This is a genomic window from Nitrosomonas supralitoralis (assembly GCF_003011925.2).
In the GTDB taxonomy this organism is placed as follows: domain Bacteria; phylum Pseudomonadota; class Gammaproteobacteria; order Burkholderiales; family Nitrosomonadaceae; genus Nitrosomonas; species Nitrosomonas supralitoralis.
Map to the genome: position 1 here is coordinate 78,921 of NZ_PXXU01000006.1, position 24,835 is coordinate 103,755.

23 protein-coding genes are annotated in these 24,835 nt (G+C 42.9%); 5 read left to right on the forward strand and 18 right to left on the reverse strand.

Annotated elements, in window-relative coordinates; all coding sequences use genetic code 11:
• Window positions 1-17: 17 nt before the first annotated feature.
• The 10 genes from C7H79_RS03290 to C7H79_RS03335 form a co-directional block, all read right to left on the reverse strand.
• Entirely contained in the window at window positions 18-407 is a 390-nt protein-coding gene (locus C7H79_RS03290) for a response regulator (protein WP_106705869.1), read from the reverse strand.
• Between the two features lie 400 nt (window positions 408-807).
• A complete protein-coding gene (gene hslO, locus C7H79_RS03295) occupies window positions 808-1,662 on the reverse strand; it encodes an Hsp33 family molecular chaperone HslO (protein WP_106705870.1) in 855 nt (284 codons plus the stop codon).
• Window positions 1,663-1,688: 26 nt separating this feature from the next.
• On the reverse strand, window positions 1,689-2,810 hold the full coding sequence (locus C7H79_RS03300) for a Kae1-like domain-containing protein (protein WP_106705871.1): 1,122 nt from the start codon (window positions 2,808-2,810) through the stop codon (window positions 1,689-1,691).
• A 19-nt stretch (window positions 2,811-2,829) separates the two neighbouring features.
• Window positions 2,830-3,717: a hydrogenase nickel incorporation protein HypB gene (gene hypB, locus C7H79_RS03305; RefSeq protein ID WP_106705872.1), complete on the reverse strand. Its 888-nt coding sequence runs from the start codon at window positions 3,715-3,717 to the stop codon at window positions 2,830-2,832.
• 10 nt (window positions 3,718-3,727) lie between these two features.
• Window positions 3,728-4,069 carry a hydrogenase maturation nickel metallochaperone HypA gene (hypA, locus tag C7H79_RS03310; RefSeq protein ID WP_106705873.1) on the reverse strand — a complete coding sequence of 114 codons (342 nt, stop codon included), beginning with the start codon at window positions 4,067-4,069 and terminating at the stop codon, window positions 3,728-3,730.
• Between the two features lie 244 nt (window positions 4,070-4,313).
• Entirely contained in the window at window positions 4,314-4,754 is a 441-nt protein-coding gene (locus tag C7H79_RS03315) for a hydrogenase maturation protease (protein WP_106705874.1), read from the reverse strand.
• Entirely contained in the window at window positions 4,751-5,251 is a 501-nt protein-coding gene (locus C7H79_RS03320; protein ID WP_106705875.1) for a TPM domain-containing protein, read from the reverse strand. The genes C7H79_RS03315 and C7H79_RS03320 overlap by 4 nt, the downstream gene beginning before the upstream one ends.
• Complete coding sequence (locus C7H79_RS03325; protein ID WP_172592337.1) at window positions 5,252-6,112, reverse strand: TPM domain-containing protein; 861 nt, start codon at window positions 6,110-6,112, stop codon at window positions 5,252-5,254.
• Between the two features lie 67 nt (window positions 6,113-6,179).
• Window positions 6,180-6,788 (reverse strand): LemA family protein, encoded by a 609-nt coding sequence (locus tag C7H79_RS03330; RefSeq protein ID WP_106705876.1) that lies wholly within the window; start codon window positions 6,786-6,788, stop codon window positions 6,180-6,182.
• A gap of 416 nt (window positions 6,789-7,204) precedes the next feature.
• Window positions 7,205-9,382, reverse strand: a complete 2,178-nt coding sequence (locus tag C7H79_RS03335; protein WP_242447116.1) for a WD40/YVTN/BNR-like repeat-containing protein — start codon at window positions 9,380-9,382, stop codon at window positions 7,205-7,207.
• Between the two features lie 829 nt (window positions 9,383-10,211).
• Here C7H79_RS03335 and C7H79_RS03340 point away from each other — a divergent pair.
• Window positions 10,212-10,409, forward strand: a complete 198-nt coding sequence (locus C7H79_RS03340) for a C4-dicarboxylate ABC transporter (protein WP_106705877.1) — start codon at window positions 10,212-10,214, stop codon at window positions 10,407-10,409.
• Between the two features lie 155 nt (window positions 10,410-10,564).
• Here the strand turns inward: C7H79_RS03340 and C7H79_RS03345 are convergent, their stop codons facing one another.
• Both C7H79_RS03345 and C7H79_RS03350 read right to left on the reverse strand, forming a co-directional pair.
• Complete coding sequence (locus C7H79_RS03345) at window positions 10,565-11,791, reverse strand: BaiN/RdsA family NAD(P)/FAD-dependent oxidoreductase (RefSeq protein ID WP_106705878.1); 1,227 nt, start codon at window positions 11,789-11,791, stop codon at window positions 10,565-10,567.
• A 34-nt stretch (window positions 11,792-11,825) separates the two neighbouring features.
• Window positions 11,826-12,047 carry a twin transmembrane helix small protein gene (locus tag C7H79_RS03350; RefSeq protein ID WP_374057993.1) on the reverse strand — a complete coding sequence of 74 codons (222 nt, stop codon included), beginning with the start codon at window positions 12,045-12,047 and terminating at the stop codon, window positions 11,826-11,828.
• A 171-nt stretch (window positions 12,048-12,218) separates the two neighbouring features.
• Between C7H79_RS03350 and miaA the strand changes: the two genes are divergently transcribed.
• Together miaA and C7H79_RS03360 are read left to right on the forward strand one after the other, a co-directional pair.
• Window positions 12,219-13,148, forward strand: a complete 930-nt coding sequence (gene miaA / locus C7H79_RS03355) for a tRNA (adenosine(37)-N6)-dimethylallyltransferase MiaA (protein ID WP_242447117.1) — start codon at window positions 12,219-12,221, stop codon at window positions 13,146-13,148.
• A 162-nt stretch (window positions 13,149-13,310) separates the two neighbouring features.
• A complete protein-coding gene (locus C7H79_RS03360) occupies window positions 13,311-13,646 on the forward strand; it encodes a BON domain-containing protein (protein WP_106705881.1) in 336 nt (111 codons plus the stop codon).
• Between the two features lie 58 nt (window positions 13,647-13,704).
• Here C7H79_RS03360 and dapD read toward each other — a convergent pair whose 3' ends face one another.
• From dapD to C7H79_RS03380, 4 genes are all read right to left on the reverse strand, one after another.
• Window positions 13,705-14,526, reverse strand: coding sequence for a 2,3,4,5-tetrahydropyridine-2,6-dicarboxylate N-succinyltransferase (gene dapD / locus C7H79_RS03365; protein WP_106705882.1), 822 nt, complete (start codon window positions 14,524-14,526; stop codon window positions 13,705-13,707).
• A gap of 32 nt (window positions 14,527-14,558) precedes the next feature.
• Window positions 14,559-15,755, reverse strand: coding sequence for a succinyldiaminopimelate transaminase (dapC, locus tag C7H79_RS03370; protein ID WP_106705883.1), 1,197 nt, complete (start codon window positions 15,753-15,755; stop codon window positions 14,559-14,561).
• Window positions 15,756-16,202: 447 nt separating this feature from the next.
• Window positions 16,203-17,417 (reverse strand): ExeA family protein, encoded by a 1,215-nt coding sequence (locus C7H79_RS03375; protein WP_106705884.1) that lies wholly within the window; start codon window positions 17,415-17,417, stop codon window positions 16,203-16,205.
• Window positions 17,417-18,160, reverse strand: coding sequence for an OmpA family protein (locus tag C7H79_RS03380; RefSeq protein WP_106705885.1), 744 nt, complete (start codon window positions 18,158-18,160; stop codon window positions 17,417-17,419). Before C7H79_RS03380 ends, C7H79_RS03375 begins: the two co-directional genes overlap by 1 nt.
• A gap of 751 nt (window positions 18,161-18,911) precedes the next feature.
• Between C7H79_RS03380 and C7H79_RS03385 the strand changes: the two genes are divergently transcribed.
• Window positions 18,912-20,186 (forward strand): hypothetical protein, encoded by a 1,275-nt coding sequence (locus tag C7H79_RS03385; protein WP_106705886.1) that lies wholly within the window; start codon window positions 18,912-18,914, stop codon window positions 20,184-20,186.
• Between the two features lie 730 nt (window positions 20,187-20,916).
• The gene (locus C7H79_RS17855; RefSeq protein ID WP_172592338.1) at window positions 20,917-21,069 is read left to right on the forward strand and encodes a hypothetical protein; all 153 of its coding nucleotides are present in this window, start codon (window positions 20,917-20,919) and stop codon (window positions 21,067-21,069) included.
• On the opposite strand, the gene C7H79_RS03390 is transcribed toward C7H79_RS17855, so the two are convergent.
• Window positions 21,047-22,459 carry a dihydrolipoyl dehydrogenase gene (locus tag C7H79_RS03390; RefSeq protein ID WP_106705887.1) on the reverse strand — a complete coding sequence of 471 codons (1,413 nt, stop codon included), beginning with the start codon at window positions 22,457-22,459 and terminating at the stop codon, window positions 21,047-21,049. The two genes, C7H79_RS17855 and C7H79_RS03390, sit on opposite strands and share 23 nt — an antisense overlap.
• Before the next feature lie 379 nt (window positions 22,460-22,838).
• On the reverse strand, window positions 22,839-24,587 hold the full coding sequence (gene ggt / locus C7H79_RS03395; RefSeq protein WP_106705888.1) for a gamma-glutamyltransferase: 1,749 nt from the start codon (window positions 24,585-24,587) through the stop codon (window positions 22,839-22,841).
• Window positions 24,588-24,835: the final 248 nt, after the last annotated feature.

Here is a 24,835-nt window from a genome sequence, read left to right on the forward strand (position 1 = left end):
TGGAGTATTGCACAAAATTATGCAGCTTCTCCTGCCTTTTTCAAGCGCTCATTAATCGTTGCCATCAGGCTGATTGGCTCAACAGGTTTCTCCATAATGCAAACCCATTCATGTGAACCGTCTTCAAAATAGGGCCTGATCATGTCACCTAAAGATGTCAGAAAAATAGTTTGAATCTGAGGATATTGCTTGTGGACTTTCGCATAAGTGATCAATCCGGCATCCATTGATTCAACCATGACATCCAGAATGGCCAAATCTGGCCGTTTGGTTTCATCCTCTAATGAATCAATAAATTCTTGCATTGACAGATAACTATCAACTGCGTATCCATGCTTGGATAATATACGTTGAACTGATTCACGAATATCTGAATCGTCATCAACATGAGCAATTCTTGGCACCATAATAATTTTTCTCCTTGCTTAAGTTTTTTCTTGAAAACCACAGTTTAGAAGCGGCTTGGAATAAACCGTTCGTTCAACGGGGTTATTATATACCGGATCATATCGTATTATTGTGAATATTGTGTGAAATAGTAATAACGACGGCCCATTGAAAAAATATAATCTTTTTGAGCAACGAACTTAGGAAAGGTTGTTTCAATTTTCATTGAATCAGACAGTTGCAGTAATTTAATTGGAAAAGATTTTTAGAAAATACTTTCGATTCAAGAAATATGAATTTTAATTACGCTTGCATTGGGGTTGGTGGACTATGAATATAATCAACTGAATCATGGTGCTTTAATGCTAGTGACCGTAGTTATTGTAGTATTCACAATATAGAAATACTGTGTATTCAGGTTTAATGAACTGTTGGTCCAGCTTCCCGAAATATTGCATCAATAGCTAGTGCATCCAAGCGATATTCGCAATTACAGATATCATCACTAACAATGACCTCGCCAAAATCTTTCAAAATAGAATCAACTTCTTCACGTCCTAGTGTGCGAAGCATGGCATAAATCTTGGCAATATCTTCCTGGCAACCATATTCAACCGACTGAGTGTCAAAAATGCGGATGGTTTCTTCATGAAATAAACGTGTTAATATTTCTTCTGCGGTTAGATCGAATAATTTATGATCATGGATTGTATTTGCTAGAGCTTCGGCACGTATCCATCCATCGGGATCACGCGCGTCAGCATCGGGCATTTTCTGAAGTAGCAAACCAAAAATTGCGTTGTTAGCAGTGACCAGAAACAAGCGCGATGGCAATTGGTCGGATTGCTTGAAATAATGCTCAAAAATTTCAGAAATGGTATTGCCATCAAGCGGTACGATGCTTTGGTAAGATTCGCGCATCGATGTCATATCGAGTGTAATAAGTAAATGACCACGGCCAAGTAAGTCTGGAACTGATTGTGCTTCGATGGTTTGTTCGCATTTCGCCATGCCACGCAAGTGTAAGCTCTCAGTGCAATCCAGTATCAGCATGGAGATGGGTCCGCTACCCGTTAATTGAATGGTCAAACGACCTGTTTGTTTGAGGTTTTCACCCAAAAGCAGGGTGACTGCACTCATTTCACCTAACAGTTTTGTGACTGGTTGAGGATAGTTGCGTCCGGATAACATTTCCTGCCAGACGGAGTCGAGATGCACGACAGCGCCACGTATGTCTAATTTTTCCAGCAAAAAGCGTTGTACATAATTACTCATTGTTAAACCTATTATTTTAATCGATATTATAAGCAGGCATTTTGCAATGCCACCCAAGCCTGACCAAGAGCGATAGCGCTATCGTCGGGCTGTAATTGTCGTGAAAAAAACAAATGAAAGCGTGGTGCGTTTAATCGATTGACTAAGCCGTATCGTAACACCGTATTGTGAAAACAACCGCCACCCAATGCCAAAATGAAAACTTGATGTTTTTCAGCGGCTATTTCTGTCCAGGTTGCTAGCCCTTCAATTAAGGTAGCGTGAAATAGAGCCGCAGCATATGGAAGATTTTGCTTTAAATCGCAGTCGTCGATTAAAGTCATTAATAATGGAGAGAAATCCAAATTATTTGTTTCTGTAATTTGATAACCGTCAGTCAGAGCACATGCAGGTCCATGTTGTTCTGCCAATTTTTGTAATTGGATTGGTGCGTGTGCTTCATGGGATTGAGTGAGACTGACACCGAGCAGACCTGCTGCAGCGTCGAATAATCTTCCCATGCTAGAAGTCTGTGGACAGTTCAAGTTTTTACTCAGCATGCTGGCGACAATTGCGCTAGCAAACTGATCAGAAAAACGTTGCGTAATCTCCTTGCTGCGATTTAAACGAGCCAACACAGCCGCAGCCATTCGCCAAGGCTCTTGGGCAGCCCGATCTCCACCTGGCAGAGCTAATGTAGTTAGATGGCCTAACCGTTCAAAACGTGCACCTTCCACCTTTAATAATTCGCCACCCCAAGGGGTATTATCGGTTCCTAACCCTACACCGTCCAGCGCCAAACCCAATACCGGCTGAGTAAGTTGATGCTCTGCACAGATAGCACCAATGTGTGCGTGATGGTGTTGCACGGCAAGGGTTGGAATATGCTGGTGCTCAGCAAAAGCCTGGGCAAAATGTGTGCTGTAAAAATCCGGATGTAAATCATGCGTAACCAGTTCAGGTTGAATCGTGTAATTTTTACACATGCTTTGTACGGTTTGGTCCAATTGATAGCGAGCATCTGCTGTTGCTAAATCTCCGATGAGCGATGAGATATATGCCTTGTTTTCTTGCGTCAAACAAATGGTATTTTTTAACCAAGCCCCGCAAGCCAGAATAGCGGGTCCGCTGATTGCCAACGGAATAATAATGTCTGATCGATTAAACAAGTGTGGAATTGGCTTGTATCTAATTTGAATTTGCTGGAGGAATAGCAAGGCGGTTAGCTTCAATCCAATCAACCCAGATTTGCATGCCACTACCCAGTGTTGCTGAGATTTGAATCACCGGTAATCCGGGGTGGACGCGATGGGCATATTCAATTGCCAAATCGACATCAAAAGACAAATATGGTAGTAAATCGCATTTATTCAACAGCATTAGATCAGCAGCATGAAACATATCTGGATACTTGAGTGGTTTGTCTTCGCCCTCGGTAACCGACAAAATAACCACTTTATGTGCCTCACCTAAATCGAAGTTCGATGGACACACTAGATTGCCAACGTTTTCAATAAACAAAACACTATTCTGCTGTGGAGATATTTGCTGTATGGCTTGTTTCACCATAAATGCGTCCAAGTGACAACCTTTGCCCGTATTGATTTGTGTTACTGGAATACCAGTTTCACGAATTCGCGCCGCATCATTATCGGTCTGTTGATCGCCCTCGATTACAATCATAGGCAATTTATTTTGGAGTATTTGAATAGTCTTGACTAGGAGAGTAGTTTTACCAGAGCCTGGACTGGACACCAAGTTGAGCGCAAAAACACCCAGTTTGGATAAGTAACAACGATTTTCAGTGGCATATTGGTTATTTTTTTCCAGAATATCGCGTTCGATTTTGATCATTCTTCCGTGGCTCATGCCGGGTGCGTGCTTATCGGCGATACCTGTTCCGAAATCAAGAGTTTCTGAAGTGCGATTGTTTTTAATCGATAATAACGGGGCATGGTCGTGATTATTAGAAGGCTTCAATGGGCGAAAGTGAATTGGATTCCGAAGATGGAGTGATTGAATTATTTTTCCATTAATGCGTGTTTGTCCGATACCGCATCCACAAGTTGCACACATTTGATCCCCTTTATTCAACTTCTAATTCTTTGATTTTTATCTCGCATCCTTGAATGACTTTCAATGTATAACTGCCACAATGTGGGCAAGCCTCATAATAGGTCGAAATCAAGCAGTTGAGATTGCAGTAAGTACAAACCGCCTGTCCAGCAATCTTTATGATTTCGAGCTTGGCCTGCCGAGCCAAACTGTCCTGGGATACTACATCAAAAAAAAATCGCAACGATTCTTGCTCAACGCAAGCCAATTCTCCAATTTCCAGCCATACGGTTTTAATCTTTGTAAAGTGCTGTTCAGTCGCGGATTCTTCAATAATTTGCAACAAATTTTCAGCGAGCGAAAGTTCATGCATGTTTTGTCTTTCTACTGAACTACTATTAAAATCGATAGTAACAAACAATCATGATACCGCCAAAACGTACTTATGGGGTACTAGAAAATATTGGGTAAGTAACGCTAGCTCTGTTTTGCATAGATGCAATGGCGTAGTGGTAAAGTGTTACGCAGAATGCATCTGCGTTCATAGTCTGAATTAAGCCTAACTCATTCAGTGGATGGGATGATTTATGCAAGGAATCATGATGATATTTAGTTCATCATGTGCATTGTGAATGCCAATGCTGAATTTTTAGGATAGCTGCTTGCAGGTTCATTTTTGCCTGATTACTTGGTTTCTCTCCCAATTCAAACTGATAGCCTCGAATGCGAAGTAAAAAAGAAGATGGGGCAGTGCGTTGGTAAATTTGCTGATAAGTAAATAATAATGCAGATGGTGTTAACGCATGGCTGGTATAACTCGTGTCTTTCTCGGCATGTATGGTTGAGAATTGGTATGGTTCTGCGCATGACATGTCTGCATCAATAAAAACAATCTGATCAAATTCTAATAAGTCGATTGTGTGCTCGATCAACAATTGCATTTCAATGAGGCACTTGGTATTTATCAGTCTGAGTTGATCAATATGTTCGATCAATAAAGGGCCCAGCGCATCATCTCCACATCCAGGATTTCCATATCCAAATAATAATATTCTCACAGTATCATGGGCTTATTGGTAAGCTCATTTTTGTCTTGCATGGGATCATATGGAAAATGCATTTTTAAATGCTGACTGATAGTATGAATGCCTTGGATGATACCAGCTCCAAATTGCTGCTGACGAAATGCAGATTCCATGGTACGGCAGATGTTTTCCAATTCCTCGTTGGAAACTTTGTTGTGGATGCCCCGATCTACAATGATTTCTACGTCTCGATCAGCCAGCAGCAAATAAATCAGCACTCCATTATTCTGCTCGGTATCCCATATTCGCAATTGTGAAAAAACTTCAATAGCCCGCTCTCGAGCTGTTTGATTTTTAATTAGCGCAAAGGTATTAAGTGCGCCTTCCACTGCAAAGCAGATTTCACCGCTATGACTCATTTCCGATTGCTGGATTGTTTGTTCAATTGATGCCAGGGTAGTTGCGGGGAATGCACGCCGAAGCATCCATTGTCCGATAGTAAGATGACGTAATATACGAGCAAAATTCATTTACCATCTCCCAGAGGCGCCGCCGCCGCCAAAACTGCCGCCACCACCACCACTGAATCCTCCACCACCAGATCCGCCGCTCCTAATGCTGGAGTTTGACCAGTTACCTCGTCCATTCCGATAGATTCCTGGGTTGATGTGAATAAAAAGATTAAAAATGAATACTGCAACAGCGATGAGAATGGCTGCCACTAACGAAGAGAAAAATAACCAGCCGACAAATCCCAAACCAATTCCAGTCACGCTAGCTCCAACCAGACGACCCAGGAATACCTGTAATATTCTCCCGATAACGGTAGAAAAAATTAGGATGAAGATTAGGCTTTCAAGGTTTGTGTGTGAGATTGACAAGTTGTTGTGCGCATTTCTCGGGAGTGGTAGTGCTTCACCTTTGACCGAACTTATTATCGCTTTAATACCTGCTTCAATACCTTCACCAAATTGTTCCTGTTTAAAATGAGGTGTAATGATTTCCGCAATAATTCGTTTCGCTGTAATATCGGGTAATGCGCCTTCCAGGCCATAACCGACTTCTATGCGAAGCTTTCTGTCGTTTTTTGCAACCAGTAGCAGTACGCCATCATCAATGCTTTCGCGTCCTAATTTCCATGTTTCAACAATCCGCATTGCGTATTGCTCAATAGTATAAGGTTGAGTAGTGGGAACAATTAATACGGCAATTTGACTGCCTTTTGTTTTTTCAAATGTTGCTAATTGATGCTCTAGTTGCAAAATTTCATGAGCCGAGAGTGTTCCAGTTAAATCAGTCACATGTGTTTTAAGAGGAGGAATGGCGATTTCTGCTCTAATCGTAGTGATTATCAAAAAAATTGCGAGTAGGACAACGGTTCTTGAACACATACGCAAGATGCTGAAGCCTGAATTATTGCTGATTGAAGTAGGTGTCATGAAAGATAATTAACTGAGTTTATTTCCCTTCCAATCTCGGCGCATCAAAATCAACTTTTGGTGCTATAGAAATTTCGTGCTCATTATCCACAGTGAAGCTGGGTTTTGTGTGAAATCCAAATAGCATGGCTGTTAGATTGCTGGGGAAAGACCTGACTGTAGTATTGTATTCTTGAACTGCTTTAATATATCGATTGCGTGCCACTGTGATGCGATTTTCAGTGCCTTCCAGTTGTGCCTGTAAATCACGAAAATTGGCATCCGATTTTAACTCGGGATAATTCTCGACTACGGCCAAAAGCCTTGAAAGAGAACTGGACAGTTCTCCTTGCGCATTCTGGAATTTGGCAAAAGTTTCAGGGTCGTTGATTAGTTCTGGAGTCGCTTGAATACTGCCAATTCTGGATCGAGCATTGGTAACTCCAAGCAATACATCTTTTTCTTGAGCAGCGAATCCCTTGACGGTATTGACTAAGTTGGGTATCAAATCAGCACGCCGCTTGTATTGATTGAGTACTTCTGCCCAACTGGCTTTAATTTGCTCATCAGCAGACTGAAGTGTATTGTAGCCGCACCCGCTTAAGACAAGAACGCAAAGAATTATCGCGATTAATAACATATTGCGCATAAACTTCTCCAAAGAAATTTGATATTCACAGATTAGGTTCTGTGGATATTTCGTAAAGTTCAACGAAAATATTTTTCCATTCTTCTGGATAGAGTTGAATGATAAAACGGAATTGACCCATGAATAATCGTGAATTTCAATAACGGTTGTTGGCGCTTATCTCAACTACCATTTTGGTAAATCGAGTTCAGTCTTTTAATAGCTTTCCGCATTGGCGTAAATTGAAGTATCTGGATCCTCGAAAGAAGGTTCTGCACCTCGCCTGAAAATCCTGAATCAGATCTTGGTTGATTTAAAGAAATCACATTAAATCAATTTGTTTTTAAATATTCATTCAATATTCTGGTTAGTGGAAAACCTGCGAAAAAAAAGCCACTCGATCTTAATTGAGTGGCTTTTTTGCAAGCTTCGATACTTTAATTGTCAGGGGATCCTGATACGATCCAAGTCAAACCACCATCCATTGATTTGTAGATATTTTTTCTTGCAGCACCCACAATCGTAGAATCTGATGCAAAGGTAGGCGATATCTTGAACTCAATGAATTCAATATTCTCATTTCCAAGCAGCGATGAAGTTGTATTCAGCGAAGCTGTGACTGCGCCTACTCCATCCAGATTTGCACTAAACAATCCTTTGCCGCGGACATTGACAAAAATCGTTCGATCGGTGCCGAAGTTGGGCGAAAATTCCACTTGTAGAATAACGGCATTTGCTCCAACTGAAGCATCGGTTTCTTTTGTCCAAGTGGTGCCGCCATCGGTCGAGCGGTAAATGCCGCTGGTTGTGCCAACGAGAACAAGATTATCGATGGCAAATTGCGGAGATATCGCAACCCACATATATCTTTGTCCAGCCCATCCGGTTTGGATGATCGAACTGGCACCTACGCGTAAGAAAGTATTCCCGCCATCCTGGGTACGCCATAATTCTCCAGCACGAGTAGCGGCAAATGCAGTGCGATCAGTGGCATAATTTGGCGATACTGCTACGCTTGTAATAGGATGATTCGTCGGGATTCCGCGTTGCAAAATCCAAGTTTTTCCAGCGTCTTTGGTTTGCAGCAATCCATGGAGTCTTGAGCCGAGGTAAATCTCCTTATCGGTTGCAAAGTTTGGCGATGCTGCTAGGGCCGTGAGAGAGACAAGATCCTTTCTAATCTCAGGAAATCTAGGAATGAACCTAACGGTAAAACTGTCTCCAAAATTATTAGATGATCCCACGTATCCATTGGTCGCAGTAACGATTGTTTGAGTACCATTGGCATTCTTCACGATCTGCGAATCGAAGAAATTCATTTTTCGCCCTGTCGGGTTGGGCCAGCCACTGGTAGACCAGGTTGTGCCGCTATCCGCAGAAATAGCGATGCCTCTTCCAACATATGTTGTGGCAATCATTTTTTGATCAATGTTGAAATTTGAAGATAGCGCGAGACCTGTCAGTATGCCAATACGTGTTTGACTTTGCTTCCATGTGCTGCCACCATTTTTCGAGATGAAAAGTCCATCGAATACCGGTAAAAATACTGTCTGATCTGTTGCATAAGTGCGCGATACTTGTAAGTCAGTCATTTCATTGAGTAATGATGTTTGAACGGTGACTACAGCGCCCGAGTCATACAGGGTCCATTTATCGCCACTATCAATGGACTTGAATACCGCTTGAGTCAGGCTGGTACTAAATACTGTGCGGTCGATCGCATAGTTTGGTGAAACAGCTATATTATTGATCGCCTCGTTAGGCAAGCCAGTACCTTTGTTGACAAAAGTATTTCCACCATCGCTGCTATAAAAAATCCCGAAAAGTGGGGTAGCCAGGAATATCTCCGCTGCGCCTCCTGGTGCAATGGCCATATCATAGATGATGGTTCCTGTTGGGTTCCCCAATTCGATCCAGTCAATGCCTCCATTGGTAGACTTTCGTAAATATCCAGTATCGCTTGCAATCACCAAGGTGTTATCGGTAGCAAAGTCGGGTGATACCGCAATAGCAGCTACTTTATTAGTTTTGTCGAGTATTTGGGTCCACTGTGCATCTGTATTGGAACGGCGGAAAAGAGCTCCATTGCCTTCACTAAAGAAAACCACATAACCACTGCTTGTTTCTGCGACCTCCATTTTTTTAATAATTTTGTTTGAAGCGGCAAGGCCTGTGTTATAGGATTCCCACGAATCTCCACGGTTGGTTGATCGATAAACACCGCCTTTGCCTTTGAGTCCCGCAAAAACGGTTTGATCGGTCGTAAATTTTGGAGAGACGCGAATAAAACTGTATTCGAGTGGATGGTCCAAACCATTCGCTAGGTTGATCCAGGTTGTACCACCGTCAGTTGAACGCATAACTTGGTCGTAATACCAGCCGGTAAACGCGCCATCGCTGATTAGAAACATCGTTTTGTCGTTGGCATAATCAGGTGATGCGGCAAATGCAATTACCATGTCATGGGGTGTGTGCGCATGCGTATTCATGCCAGTAAAGCCGATTGACAAGAAAAATGCAGTAAGCACAGCAATTCGCCGGATGCCACCGATTTGAATTTTATTTATATCGAATAACATGTTCAATCCTTCAAGTTTTTGTTGCATATTGATCATTAACCCCACCAACGAAGCTTTTGCGACGAATTTTTGTTGATAAATCTGAATCACTGGATAGTTGATTTTTAGCCGAAGCTGGAGGTAGATATTAGTGGAAATGTTTCTTAATACCAATAGGTCATTATTACTTATTTTATAGTATAAATGTACTGAGTCCTGCCTTAATCATTGAAGCCTTGAGGTGTCAATGGAAATTTATACCCATATACCCACAAGACAGCCATCTGCCTGCTTTTTCGCGAGAGGTCGCATGTGCGGGTAGTGCGGTATGCTTCTGCGTTTTACTGGTAACTGCTAATGAAGACAATAAATACACCTTTGCGCACCTGTTGATCAGGAGAAGGATGTTGTTTAACAAACAGCGATCCCGTTTCCTTGTTTTCCTGAAGATTTTTTGCATGTGAATAAAACCAACGTACCTAATCTGTTTCTCAGCAGCCACCAGCACTTGAATTTTTTCTCGATGCTTCGCTCGCGCATACTCTTGTATGGCATCCTACATTCAGCCCATTATCAATTTATGCAATTGATCTACGCTAACCTAAGCCTTCAGGTTAGCATTGCCGGATCAACGTCAGTGGCACAGACATCTTCTGTTCCAGATTGAGCCTGCCAGTCCAGCAAGTTAGTGTCTCCCCTGTTCTTATCCAGAGTCCTTATCTCACTAGCCTTAGTAAGTAGGAAGGAATACCAAAACAAGTTCATAGCTATTAATTTGATTGTGAATTATTTGTGAAATAATTGTGAACTTCTTGTGAAGTATTCCGTCATAAGCAGTACAATACATATTTTTCAAACTCAATAACTTTTAATTAAGGAGATTTTCATGACTGACAATCATTTTTTTGCAATCGCAGCATTAGTCATTATTGGGATATTTTTTGGAATAGTGGCGATGCTCGGATTACCACAATCAATTTTGGAATGGGTAATCACTGATGGTGCTTTTGCTATCCTTCTTTATATAAGCTACCTGGCAATAGGTGCCTTTAAAGGAACGTCTAAACCAAGAATGCATTATTGATTCAAGAAATCGGCAGAATGAAGCGTGTTAAGTGAATGGAAGCACTTATAGTGTGAGATTCATTTAACACGCAATTTTATTAACCTTTACATATGAGGTGATTTTATGAATACGAGTCAAATCTATTTATTTTCAACCGGCATTGAGAGCAAGATTCAAACAACTTGCCCTGCAGCATAACCCGATGACCAGGCCCATTGAAAATTAAATCCTCCTAAATGACCGGTAACATCTACAACCTCTCCAATAAAAAACAACCCTTTTGTATGTACGGATTCCATTGTCTTGGATGACAAATCATGAGTGTCGACACCGCCCAGCGTCACTTCCGCCTTCTTGTAACCTGTTGTTCCGCTCGGAATAATCTGCCAATTGTGTAGTTTGTCTGCAATCAGTTGTAATTCGTTTTCACAGTAGCGACATATAGGCTTTGCAGCAATAGCTAGCTGGGTTAGTGTGATTGCGCACCAGGTCTGCACGAAGCGTTTAGGTAGATAATTGGCTAACAAATTCGGTAGAAGCATGGTGCTTTTGCGGTAACTCAGAAATACATTTTGCACATTCAGTTGCGGTAATAAATTGATATGCAGGGATTCTCCTGGCTTCCAATAGGATGATATCTGCAATATGGCGGGTCCACTTAATCCTCGGTGGGTAAATAAAACATTCTCACGGAATGAAGCGCCGTTACAACTAACCTCAGCATCTATTGACGTACCTGAAATTTCTTTAAAACCAGCAAATTCATCTGCAGTAAAAGTTAAGCTCACCAAACCGGGCCGTAACGACGTTACGCGAACGCCAAACTGATTGGCAATTTGATAACCGAATGCGCTTGCGCCAATTTGTGGAATGGACAATCCGCCTGAAGCAATAACCAAAGATTTAGTTTCTAAAGTATTGCGCTCGGTTATCACTCTAAAATTCGACTTGACATCTGGTATCTCTTTATCGTTCAATAGATACTCCACTGCCCTGATTTTTGAGTTGATTTGCCAGTCTACCCCCGCTGTAGTGCACTCGCTATGAAGCATGTCGATAATTTGTTGTGAACTATCATTGCAAAATAACTGACCTAATTTTTTTTCATGATAGCGAATACCATGCTTTTCAACCAGAGCAATAAAATCCTGGGGTGAAAAACGAGCCAATGCGGAACGACAAAAATGCGGATTACCGGAAATGAAATTTTCAGCTGTGGCGTACCGATTAGTAAAGTTACAACGACCACCGCCCGAAATACGGATTTTTTCGGCTAATTTACACGCATGATCAACGAGTACCACACTGCGGCCTCGCTTCCCTGCTTCAATTGCACACATCATGCCCGCAGCACCTGCTCCAACGATGACTACATCCTTATACAGCTTTGGCAAGCTCATGAGTCACGCTTTGAAGTGCTTCCGGGCAGAAAGTCTACTGGCTCATCATATCCAATCGAGTCGCTATCATCATGATGATAAAAAGAAAAAGCGACAAACCAATACGTATGCTCAATGATTTTACCATGCGTGTTGAATGACCTTTATCCTTATACATGTAATACAGTGCTGATCCTAAACTATATAATATGAGCAGAAATAATACGGCAGCGAAGATTTTCAATGACTTGATCCTAACAAAAGTTGAATTTGCCAAAGTTTAGCCGAGTTTTTCTGATTGTCCAACGACTATTTAACGATAAAACTCCCAAAAATTCATTACCTAAATTAACCAATTGTTTCTATTTCACTTCATTCTCACTCATTTTCATTCAATCAAAACTGTGCAATGCAAGATCTGATTTGCTTACCAACTGCTATTTTTTTAATGGGTCCCACAGCAAGCGGCAAAAGCCAAATTGCTTTGGAAATTGCCAAAAAAATCCCAGTTGAAATCATCAGTGTGGATTCAGCCCAGGTATACCGCTACATGGATATTGGAACCGCCAAGCCCGAGCAAGAAACTTTGACCCATATTCCTCATCATCTGATTAATCTCATTAATCCTGACCAGAGTTATTCAGCAGCACAATTTCGCCATGATGCTTTAAACGTCATGCATGACATCTCTTCGCGCAATAAGATTCCGCTACTGGTTGGTGGCACGATGCTTTATTTCAGAGCATTACAGGAAGGACTATCCGTATTACCGGCAGCAGATCAGGGCCTTCGCTTGGAGTTGGAAAATATGGCGAAGAGTCTCGGTTGGCCAGCTATGCATCAAAAACTCTCGGAATTGGATCAAACAATCGCTGCACGTATCAAACCTACCGATAGTCAGCGCATCCAGCGCGCGCTGGAAGTATGTTATCTGACTCAACAACCGATGTCAGAAATTCTGAAAACCTCACAACCAACAGATTTTCCCTATCGTAAAATCAGCATCGCACTCATCCCCAGTGAGCGCAGCCAACTGCATTTACGAATTGCTGAGCGCTTTAGAAACATGTTAAGCGTCGGGTTAATCGATGAAGTTCAATCCATTCGTCAAAAATTCTCATTGCTGAGTACAAAATCACCATCGATGCGTTGTGTCGGTTACCGTCAGGCTTGTCTTTATTTGGATAACAAAATCAGCAGTGATGAATTACATGATATGGGAATTGTCGCTACTCGCCAGCTGGCCAAACGACAATTGACCTGGATGCGCAGTATGAGAACCACCAATAAAATCCATGAGCTTGACTGCTTAGCCAGTAATTTAAGCACACAAGTGCTCAACTTACTCCAAGCTGCGATTGAGACTGGCTCAGATTGAGTTCAGAAATTATTATTGTTGATATTTTCTGGGCTTGTCAGCTTGTCTATTTTCTGTCGATAGCGTTATGATTCTATGTACGCTAAAGGGAATAGATTGCGAGCAGCGTAGAAAAAAAATTACAATACACATACAGAACAAATATTCAGAGGACACACAATAATGCAGATTTTTTTTAAATTCTTTACTTTTGCCGCGCTGCTGATAATCATCTTCTTTTTGACAGGCTGTGGAAACTACGCAGAAAAGACCCATCAATCTTGGGTTGAACCTCCGGCCGGACCTGTTTACGATGATTCGACCATTTTCGCACGGATTACTCAGGCAATTCAATCAGACCCTGTATTACAGGGTGCGGACATTGAAATCAAAGTTAAAGACGGTCAGGTTACCCTGACAGGCACGGCTAGCAAGGAAGATCAGATTACCCGCTCTAATATGCATGCTTGGATCGTGGATGGTGTGAAGAAAGTAGATAACGAAGTGGTCATTAAGTAATCGAATAAAAAATCCCCGTAATCGGGGATTTTTTATTTATCTTATGCGGATATCTTGTTCAAATTCCGCGTAATAGCTCATTAATTCCTGTTTTTGAACGAGTTTTTGCGTCTACTTGTTTAACTATCACGGCACAGTACAAACTGTATTTTCCATTTTCAGCCGGCAAGTTTCCTGATACCACAACAGATCCAGGCGGAATGTGACCGTAACTTACTTCGCCAGTTTCACGGTTATAAATTTTAGTACTTTGACCAATATATACGCCCATAGAGATGACGGAATTCTCACCGACAATTACGCCTTCCACAATTTCCGAGCGCGCCCCAATAAAGCAATTATCCTCAATAATGGTCGGATTGGCTTGCACTGGCTCTAACACGCCTCCAATACCAACACCACCCGACAGATGCACATTCTTGCCAATTTGCGCACACGATCCAACGGTAGCCCAAGTATCAACCATCGTACCATCGTCTACATACGCACCAATATTGACATAAGATGGCATCAGTACAACATTGTTGGCAATGAACGAACCTTTGCGCACCGCTGCGGGCGGGACTACACGAAAACCGCCATCTCTAAAATCTCTGGAACTGTAATCAGCAAACTTGGACGGTACTTTGTCAAAATAATTGGAAAATCCACCTTTAATAAAACTGTTATCTTCGATTCGGAATGACAGCAACACCGCTTTTTTGATCCATTGATGCGTTACCCAAGCGCCATCGATTTTCTCAGCTACCCGTAGCTTGCCATCATCCAGCATCGCCAAAACTTGTGCAACGGCCTCCTTTAAACTGGCATCGACATTACGCGGCGTAATTTCGGCACGGCGTTCAAAAGCTTCTTCAATGATGGTTTTCAATTCACTCATGATTTTCCTTAGTAATTTAAATTCAATCCGATTCAATTCAATCGAGTCACGAGGCTTTTAATTCTTTGCATGGCTTCGATACATTCCTGCGCAGATGTTACCAATGCAATCCGAACATAATTTTTACCCGGATTACTGCCTTGTGCATCACGTGCCAGATAACTGCCTGGCAGTACCGTCACATTATAATCTTGATACAGCTGTCTAGTGAATTCGGTATCGTCGATAGGTGTTTTAATCCACAAATAGAAACCCGCATCAGGCATCTGTACTGCCATTGCATCAGACAGTATCGCCATTGCATCGATGAATTTTTGTGCATACAAACGGCGATTTTCCCTCACATGCTCCTCGTCATTCCACGCCGCTGCACTGGCAGCCTGAGCCGCGGGGTTCATGGCACAGCCATGATATGTCCGATACAACAGAAATTTTTTCATTATAGCCGCGTCTCCGGCCACAAAACCGGAGCGCATTCCCGGTACATTCGAGCGTTTCGATAAGCTATTGAACACCACCAGGCGAGGAAAGCCCACGCGACCCAATTGATTTGCAGCATCCAATGCACATAACGGTGGGTTGGATTCATCAAAATGGATCTCTGAATAACACTCATCCGAGGCCACCACAAAACCATAGCGATCTGACAGAGCAAACAATTCTCGCCATTCTTCCAGAGTCATCACTCCGCCCGTCGGATTATTTGGCGAACAGACATAAATCAACTGCGTGCGCGACCATACATCATTACTTAATTGTGAAAAATCCAATCTAAAATGATTTTCTGGCAGCGTGTTAACAAAATAGGGTGTTGCACCAGCTAATAGTGCTGCGCCTTCGTAAATCTGATAAAAGGGATTGGGGCATATTACTGCCGGGCGACCAGCACTTGGATCAATCACAGCTTGTGCAAAAGAAAACAACGCCTCGCGACTACCATTGACAGGAATAATTTCGGTATCCGGATTGATTTCGGGCAAATTAAAGCGACGTTCTATCCATGCCGAAATGCTGTTGCGTAATGCCGGTATTCCTAGTGTAGTCGGATATGTCGATAAGCCTGCCAGATTGCCGATTATTGCTTGGCGGATAAAATCAGGCGTTGCATGTTTGGGCTCGCCAATCTGGAGATCAATCGGATTCAATGCAGTATTACGAGTTACTCCCTCAAATAATTGCCGCAATTTTTGGAACGGATAGGGTTGCAATTGACTCAGATTTGGGTTCATACCATATTAGAAAGAATGCTCAGCTAATAGTCTTATACTGATCATCCTGGAATTAGGATATTTAATGCGTGTGGATTATAAATCGTGCATGTAAAAATGGCCAACTTAAATTAAGGCCATGTAATAATTAACTGTTGATTTTTTCAGTACCCTGATAATAAATGACTTTTTGATTACCATAAAACCACATAACCAATTGATTATAAATAAACCATGCGATTCTATAAGCCATTTCCAACAATCAGTTGTGACATAGCCTAAATTAAAGTGCCGAATAAATACTGCTTCAAATAAAGAATATAAACCCTATTTCTCACACTCAAATTAAAACCGGTGTGACTCAAGAAAACGAGGTTTGATAGTACTGGAGCTAAAAATATGCATTGAATAACCCGCCAATTGGCGGGTTATTCAATGAGATTAAATCCATTATCAATGGAATATTAATCAAAGCCCGAACAAATTTGTAAGGCAGTCTAGTAATCCATCCGAATCAGAGCGGTGGCAAAAATAAAAAATGCTGATAAAGAAAGTGATAATTGAAGATAGTAGTAAAGCGACAGAAGCTTTTAAATTCTTTTGTTCATATTTTGCTTTTATCGCATTTGCAATGTCATCATAGGATTTGTTCGATACATCTATTTTTGCTCTTGGAATAACAGGAACTTCATCTACGCTTGAGAGAGTTTGCGGTTGCATCTTCTTTGTGCTTGGCGACGGGGATTGTTCGTTGTGCGGAACAGTCTCAGTTGCAACAGTCTCATGGGCCGGGTTGTCAGCAGCTTCGAGCAATTCCTGTTTTTTCCTTTCTTCATTGTTGAGCATAATGATGTAATGAAATACATCAGTTATCAATCCCATTCGTTGCGTAGCCTCATAAACATCTTTTGCATCGATCGAAGATTTGTCACGTTCATAGGCAACATTGAACGATCTGTCACATAACGAATTTATGGTTCGCGGAGTTCCACCGGCGCTAAACGCAATTGAGATAGCCTCCCATCCGGTGGATGAAATGAGATTTGGATTACCCCCAGCTACCTGAATACGATGCGTAATATATTTTAGTACACCATCGGTAGTCAGTTTTCCTAATGATTCAAGTGCGGCAATTCGTTGTTTGAATGGAATCATTTCTGGTTTATTGATCTTCTCCATCAACTCTTCCTGGCCGAGGAGCAATAACTGAATAAGCTTGATGGATCCTTCTTCAAGATTATTTAATAGGCGAATACCATTAATAACATCTTCAGTCATCAGATGGGATTCATCGATGATAACCAGACATTTTTTTCCTTCCGTATTGATCGTCATCAAAGCATTTCGAATATCTCTCATGACAAAGGTTTTTTCAGATGACGTGGGCTGGAGTCCCAGTTCTTGAGCAAGAAACAGATAAAGATCAGTGCTATTAGCAGGAGGTTCTGCCATCCAAATTAATTTGATGTTCTCTGGGAAATCGGCTTTTATCATTTGACTCAATGTTGTTTTGCCGGAGCCAATCGGCCCTGTGACGACAATTAGTCCACGGCCGCTTTGTAAAGAACCAGATATTTGCTTACGTATGCGCGCATGATCTCCGTGATCATAGAAAAATAACGGATCTGGTACATTCTCGAATGGAAGTAATTTGAGGTTAAAGTGCTGGGCATACATATGCATTAGTTTGCTCCCTCTTGAGGCATAAGTTTTACTTCGACTCTACGGTTTTTTGCTCTACCTTCAGCTGTGTCATTGGTATCTATCGGGCGTCTGTCACCATAGCCAATAATAGACATTCGTGTGGCGGGTACTCCATGTAAAGCCAGTATATTTGCGATGGCTCGTGCACGACGTCTAGATAAATCCATATTGTCACTACTAATCTTTCCAGTAGGTATATTGTCGGTGTGACCCTCAATGAGAATACGGCTGTTCGGAGATGCTATAATTTCTTTAATTAAATCTTCAATCGTCGCATAGGAGACGTCATGGATAATATCTTGTCCGGAACGGAATGTTTTGCCATCAAATATTGTTAATGTTCGAGGTTTCACTATAGTGTCTGAAGTTGGAATGACTTCTGTTATTTCTTCTGCAGCAGCAGTGAGTTCTTTTGTAGCTGTGGGTTCAACTATTGCAGTAGATTGATTTTTATCTTGCGTGGTTGCATTTTCCGCGTTCTCAACAGATACATTATTACCATTCAGAGCTGCTTCGGACGAATAGTGTAAGTCGTCCATACTGGAGACTGGTCCAGGTGTGGGTATGAGCGAAGGTGCAGATTCAGGGGTGGGGGATATTATTTCCGGCCAGTCACCCCGATAAACTGCATCGTGAGCTGGAATGTCTAGTGCCTTAAACGCAACAACAGCTGATAAACTAAAAAATACAACAGACAGTCCAATAATAATGAAACGTAACATGATAGTGTACTCGATTTAGTATGTGATAAATTAAGCAAGTATTAACGGACCTCTTCATCAATATTTTAGCGTATTGAAGGGCGTTTTGCTTATGTGAATAGAATAAAATGATCTGATTATCGGTAAAAAAGCTGTATAGCCCGAATTCAGCGTAATTCAAAACCTGTGCCACAAGCTGCCGGTTAACATTGTCCCGTACAAATTTGGATTTAATTGAACTAATAGAAGTAATAAATTATATCTTTCCATGAGATTAACATATTATATTTATTTGATGTGCCAAAGCATCTATTCTAAAAGGGTTTGAATTTTTTGAGAAAGATCGTGTGAGATTTGTCACGCGTTTATTCACTGTAAGATGCTATGTTACAAGATGTCAATTATCATAGATCATAGATCATAGTTGTTACTTCACGAACTTTGAAAAAGGCTTGCAGCATCAGTCAGTGTAAAATATTGATATGACCGAATTGGTTGGCTAGATGCGAGGATTATTTTAATTGTTTTTGCTAAAGCCTGTTGGTAAATACTTACAGAGAAGAATGAATCCCTTTCTTTGTTAGTGTCGAGAATATTCCACAGATTTTGTATGTGTCAACGATAGATACTTTTTCTGTTAGTGAACAGCGTTATTGACTCAGTTCTTAAAATTCTTAGTGTTATATTTATTAACTCAATAAAGTCTCGGCTTTTGTTTGTTTCATGTAATGGAAATCCCGAGTGTTCTACTATCAATATGGAGATTAATAGCATGACAATAACTACAGCGTCTTTCTCACGATTGCCTCGAACAGACAACAGAGTTCCAAAATTATTACTCTGGTTGATTGCGTTTATGCCGATTTTGATCGCAGGTTGCAGCATCGGAGATAAAATCGACAAATTAACAGATAAAGTAAGTGATGTAGCGGGAGATACCGTATCTACGTTAGATAACGCGATTGATGCTTTGGATCGAAACTCAGCATCATGGCAATCGGTATTGCAAGATACTACGACAAAGCTGACCGATGAAGCCCAATCCACAATCCGTAATGAGGTTTCTGATCTGCTTAATCGCAGCGTCGCAGCTACGGGAAACGAATTGCGCTGCAATATGGATTTTATCGGTTCGCGCGTGCGTCAGGCTTTGGCGCGAATACGGGCGCGACTGCTTCATCAATCGATACCACCGGTTGAGCCAGCGTTATGTCATGTAGTGCCTGCAGCTGTAGATATGGCATTGGATACAAGCCGTCGCAACAAACTGGAGTTTTTCGGATATGATTTTGATACTACACCCATTAAAGTAACTTTACACAATAAATCAGGTGTATTGGATGTTTCTTCCAAGCTTGATCGATTGACTCATTATCACATGACGCTCAATCTCGGTGCCAATGGGGTTCCTGTATCCAGCGCCAGTGATCGTCTGACCTTGGAATGGCAGGATCGTCCTATTTCCAGTATCGCCGTGATTCAACCGGCTACACCAGTGTGCCGGGAAAAACCAGAAACATACGCGCGTAATACTTATTTATCCTTTACGCCACCCCATACACGTGGGGACAAAGATTTTAGCGGGAATGGTCCTGAAGTATGGGCAAAAGCACGTTGGAGTAACGAAGGTACGCATGTTAGTTTACGACTATGGATGAAAGCTCAGGAAACACGTAGCGATTGGACCACTGCAGAAGGTGAGCGCACTGATGTCTACTATACGCCGCCGCCAGGCTGGCGCATTGACAGTATTGCCAATAGCCTGGAAAGCACGGCCCATTATATCGATACAGATCATAACGATGATCGTCAAGGCGGTGGCCCGAACGGACCGGTCAGGGAGTTCAAATTCCGTGGCGATCGCAGTGGTGATGATGCAGGTAGCTATACCGGTGTAGATGTTACTTTTAATCCACTCGTGGTGAAATTAGTGGAGGTGGCTGACTGTGCTCCGGCATCAGTAATAAAATCGTTGCAGATAAAAGATCTGATTGCTCCCTCTACAATCAAACGCCTGCAACCCATGATGTTGAAGCTGAAGCCTTAGTTATATACTCTGTGGCAAAGCTTTAATTGATTCTTAATTGATGCACTGCACTAGTGATCACGAAGCATTGGTGCAGTGCATTTTTATGTGTTGTAATTTCTTTCGCAACGCCTGCGCATTTAGGCGAGCTTGCAGCATAAAGCTTCCCGTTACATTTTGTATCTGATTGGGATCGTTAACAATCTGGGAGTAAGTTTCTGCATCATTTGACTTAATTTGAAAAATGCTGAGGAGAAAAGTCTTTAACCAATAATCTAGTTGCAATGCAATTGGTACTGATGAGTTAATAATTGTTGGTTAAATTTTTTGCAGGCGGTACTGTTCTGGTAATAACGCTTTTTGTGCTAAGGGATTATTTATACTTGAGCCGAATCAAGCTGCGGTGATGGTTTTCTTCGGCAAGTATGCTGGGACTGTCAGTGAAAGTGGTTGCTTCTGGGTTTATCCATTTTATAGCCGAACGCCAGTATCGCTTCGGACCAATAACTGGAATACCCTGCTCTCAAAGTCAATGATGACGTGGCAACTTGATTGAAATTGCTGCAGTAATCGCTTGGCGTGTGCAGAATACGGTTCGCGCAATTTTCGATGTGGAGAGCACATTCAATTGTTTGCAGGTTCAAAGCGAATCGACAGTTTGTCAAGTAGCCAGAATTCATGCATACGACAATACTGAAGGATAAGGGTTGCGCAAAAGTTTGCGTACTGATTTTGATACATTGCAGCGTTGTTGCGTGAATCAATTCAACAGCATGTCGAAGTTGCAGGTATTGTGATTGAGGAAGCTAAGATTGCTCATCTTGCCTATGCACCCGAGATTGCTATGCCATGTTGCGACGACAACAGCGGAAGCCGTAGTATTAATCAAGGGCTTCCGAATTAAAGGTGCCGCACATGGACAGATCGAATGCGTTGACTACAGGGAGTTGTGCCGCTAGTGCACGAAGCGCTGTGCGCAGGCCTTCTTCCAGAACCGGATGATAAAACGGCAAACGCAATAACTGCTGAACCGTGAGCGATCGATCGATGGCGAGCGCCAGTAGATGTGCCATATGGTCTCCGGCGGGTGCGCACATTTCCGCGCCCAATAACCGACCACTTTCTGCATCGGCATAAAGACGCTGAATGCCCTTGTTTCGCTGACCGACGCGAGCGCGTCCCTGGCGGTCAAAATGTACTTCTCCAGTCAGAGTCTTGGCAGGGTCGAGTTCCTGAAAGCGACTACCTACGATTGCAATGATCGGATCAGTAAATATGATGGACAGTGATGCCCGGCGTGTAAAGCAAAGGGGATCAGAGCGCATGGCATTAAGTCCAGCAATGTATCCTTCATCGGCAGCTTCATGCAGCAGTGGCACTTGGTCGTTAGCGTCGCCGGCCAGAAATACCGGCAGATCGGCCACTTGCAGGGTACTTGGATTTACCGGTGGCATGCCATGTTGATCAAGTGGAATTCCCAGTGTTTCGAAGCCCAGATTATCGATATTAGGGCGGCGACCCAACGCAGCGAGAACACAATCAACCATCACTTCGTTGTTTCCGGCACGTACCTGCACGTTCTTTTGTACGAGTTGCAACTCGGCCTTCTTTCCCAGATGCAGAGGAAATTCTCTTCCTAACAGATCTGACGCCACTGCAACGACCTGCGGATCTGTTAATCCAGCGATTTGATTTCCACCAAATGCTACTACCTTGATCCCAAGACGAGAAAGCGCCTGGGCCATCTCGGTACCGATAGAGCCCATTCCCACTACTGCCATACGAGCGGGCAAAGTTTTCTGTTCAAACAAGGTATCTGTTGTGAGCAGCCGACTACCCAATGAATTCCACGACGCTGGGACAATCGGGTGCGATCCGGTAGCAATTATGATTTTGTGCGCACGTAACTCCTCACCATTGACTTCCAATCTATCTGGGGCAAGCAGGCGCGCACGCCCAGAAATCGCACGCTTTCCCAGTTCTTCTGTTGTTTTGATCGTGCTGGCAACAAAATCATCGCGTAACCGCCGCACTCGCTGTAAGACAGCAGGAACATCAATTGTGAGCTGACCAGAGCCACGAATTCCGAATTCTTCAAAGGTATTGCGACGTTGAAAGGCATTGGCAGCCTCAATCAACGCTTTGGATGGCATGCAACCGACCCGGGCGCATATAGTACCCCAGGGCCCGTCATTGATAATCACAAAGTTCTGAGTGCTTTTTCGCACCTCTCGCAACGCGGATAATCCTGCGCTACCGGCTCCAACGATAATCACATCCAGTACTTTACTCATAATTAATCTCTCCGATGACACGCACAGAACATCCGAACATTGTGGTTAGATTCGATTTATATTCTTTGCTCTAGTTTTTCTAGACCGCTTATCGTCGGTTGAACTGATCCTCACGATAGTTTTCGATCTGTTGAAGAATCTGCCCTGTTTCTAACATGCATGCATTATTATTGACAATTCTGATTTTCTTAACCATCCTATCAGGGACTCGACATTCAAACAACATGCTATTACCTATACGATGTTTTGCAGCAGTTACTGAGACACGTCAAATTGGAGAGGTCGAGCCATATTTATCTATCTGACTTGCTTGCCCATGATATGGTGAAACTTATCTTTGTATAAAAATCGAGCCTGATTTTTTGTTGTCAGTAGTTAATTATAAGCCGCTAATTTCGCCCTCGCGGCGAGGATCGGCGCCACCTTCGAGTCCGGTTTTTGTGTCGATGCGAATCACGTGCAAACCGCTGGTTTGATCCTTTAGCTTAATGCGATGGCCACGTTCGCTCAGTCGTGCCAGAGTTGGCTCGTCAACGTGACCGCGCTCCAGTTCCACGTCGTATCCCATGGCAACAATATGTCCATCGGCAATGGCCTCAGCAACAGGTAATTCCTTGGCCAGAATGCGATAAAGACTACCGGCAACATAGTTGATAATCCTTGCCCCGCCGGGACTGCCAATCGCCAATAGCGCTTTGTCGTCTTTAAAAACAATGGTTGGCGCCATCGATGAGCGCGGGCGCTTACCAGGCTGAATCCGATTGGCGACCAGGGCACCATCGATATCCTTGGGCGTAAAAGAGAAATCAGTAAGCTGATTGTTCAATATAAAGCCGCCGACCATGATTCGCGAACCAAATGCATTTTCAATACTACTGGTCATACTCACCACATTACCCTCGGTATCGACAATGCTCAAGTGAGTGGTGGAAGGAAGTTCAGGCGAGTTGCTACTAAGGCGAGGTTCGGCGCCTGGCGGTAAGCCTGCATTCACTTTGTCAATTACTGAACTATTGCTGATCAACATTGCACGCTGGCGAAGATAATCGTGGTCTATCATACCTTGAGTGGGTACGCTGACAAAAGCAGGATCTCCCATATAAGCATTTCGATCAGCAAATGCCAGCTTGGAAGCCTCAATAAAGCCATGTTGCCAGTCGACACGCTTGCCATAACGCATTTCGTAATTTTCCAATAAGCTAAGAATCGCCAGCACCGTGGTGCCACCGGAAGATGGAGGTGGAACGCCGCAAATTTGGTAAATTCGGAACTGCCCACAGATTGCTTTGCGCTTTTCTGGCTGATATGCCGCCATATCAGAGAGGTTGAGACGACCTGCACGGTTGGGATCACTCTTTACAGCCTGGACGATTTGTTCGGCCAATTCTCCACGATAAAAATCAGAGACGCCAAGGATGGCAAGGCGTCTAAGCGTTTGTGCGTAGGCCGGATTTTTCAGCAGACTCCCTTTGGTCTTGGGTTGCCAACCTGTTTCAGTCTGGCTGTAAAAATAATCTCGGATTTGCGGATTCACTGCTACTCTGGGCATGCGGTTTAGCAAAATGTGCAACCGTTCGGAAATGGCAAAACCCTGCTCGGCTAGCGCAATAGCGGGTCTGAATAAATTTGCCCATGGCAGCTTGCCATGCTCCTTGTGACTTGCTTCCAACATCGCCATTACGCCGGGTACGCCTACCGAGTGGCCGCCAATAACTGCACTAAAAAAATCCATTGGCTGGCCATCGGCATTCGAGTAATGAGTCTCTGACACTGTCGCAGGCGCGGTTTCCCGACCATCCCAGACGACCAGTTCGCCGCTCTTCGCTTGCCAATGCAGCATAAATGCGCCACCGCCAATTCCCGAGGACTGTGGTTCGACAAGACCAAGTACCAATTGCGCAGCAATGGCGGCATCAACCGCAGAGCCACCCTGGCGCAAAATTCTTGCAGCAGCGCGGCTTGCGTGTGGATTGGCAGTTACGGCCATTGCTTTGTTGTAATTGGCTGACTTGATCGCGCTAAAGCCACTGGCAGCCTCGGGTGCAATAAGGGGATCGCTGGCATGGGCTAATACGCCGTAAAGACACAGCGCAGAAAAAAGCAACGGTTTTATACTCAGCCAGTGCATTTCATTTCTCCGAAAAGATCAAACGTGTAGAGAGTGCCACTTCCTGTTATGAGCAGTAAAGTTAAGTCAGATGAAGTAAAAGGTCAAACACGATTGAAATTGAAAGTTTCCTCAGAACCTTCCAACACACTGATGCCTGTCGGTGTCATTTTTTTAACTAAAATCAGCAGCCTATGATGGATTGTAAATTTGCACTAAAAGATAATATAAATTACTAAAAACAAGATGCCGAGGCGTTGTTAGTTTAT

Coding starts and splice junctions, on each gene's coding strand:
- C7H79_RS03320 (WP_106705875.1), bottom strand. CDS start 5,251: ATGAATTTTGCTCGTATATTACGTCATCTTACTATCGGACAATGGATG.
- C7H79_RS03360 (WP_106705881.1), top strand. CDS start 13,311: ATGCAGATTTTTTTTAAATTCTTTACTTTTGCCGCGCTGCTGATAATC.
- C7H79_RS03335 (WP_242447116.1), bottom strand. CDS start 9,382: ATGATCAATATGCAACAAAAACTTGAAGGATTGAACATGTTATTCGAT.
- C7H79_RS03290 (WP_106705869.1), bottom strand. CDS start 407: ATGGTGCCAAGAATTGCTCATGTTGATGACGATTCAGATATTCGTGAA.
- C7H79_RS03345 (WP_106705878.1), bottom strand. CDS start 11,791: ATGAGCTTGCCAAAGCTGTATAAGGATGTAGTCATCGTTGGAGCAGGT.
- hypA (WP_106705873.1), bottom strand. CDS start 4,069: ATGCATGAACTTTCGCTCGCTGAAAATTTGTTGCAAATTATTGAAGAA.
- C7H79_RS03375 (WP_106705884.1), bottom strand. CDS start 17,417: ATGCATATGTATGCCCAGCACTTTAACCTCAAATTACTTCCATTCGAG.
- C7H79_RS03330 (WP_106705876.1), bottom strand. CDS start 6,788: ATGCGCAATATGTTATTAATCGCGATAATTCTTTGCGTTCTTGTCTTA.
- miaA (WP_242447117.1), top strand. CDS start 12,219: ATGGGTCCCACAGCAAGCGGCAAAAGCCAAATTGCTTTGGAAATTGCC.
- C7H79_RS03385 (WP_106705886.1), top strand. CDS start 18,912: ATGACAATAACTACAGCGTCTTTCTCACGATTGCCTCGAACAGACAAC.
- dapD (WP_106705882.1), bottom strand. CDS start 14,526: ATGAGTGAATTGAAAACCATCATTGAAGAAGCTTTTGAACGCCGTGCC.
- C7H79_RS03340 (WP_106705877.1), top strand. CDS start 10,212: ATGACTGACAATCATTTTTTTGCAATCGCAGCATTAGTCATTATTGGG.
- C7H79_RS03380 (WP_106705885.1), bottom strand. CDS start 18,160: ATGTTACGTTTCATTATTATTGGACTGTCTGTTGTATTTTTTAGTTTA.
- ggt (WP_106705888.1), bottom strand. CDS start 24,587: ATGCACTGGCTGAGTATAAAACCGTTGCTTTTTTCTGCGCTGTGTCTT.
- dapC (WP_106705883.1), bottom strand. CDS start 15,755: ATGAACCCAAATCTGAGTCAATTGCAACCCTATCCGTTCCAAAAATTG.
- C7H79_RS03325 (WP_172592337.1), bottom strand. CDS start 6,112: ATGTGTTCAAGAACCGTTGTCCTACTCGCAATTTTTTTGATAATCACT.
- hypB (WP_106705872.1), bottom strand. CDS start 3,717: ATGTGTGCAACTTGTGGATGCGGTATCGGACAAACACGCATTAATGGA.
- C7H79_RS03390 (WP_106705887.1), bottom strand. CDS start 22,459: ATGAGTAAAGTACTGGATGTGATTATCGTTGGAGCCGGTAGCGCAGGA.
- hslO (WP_106705870.1), bottom strand. CDS start 1,662: ATGAGTAATTATGTACAACGCTTTTTGCTGGAAAAATTAGACATACGT.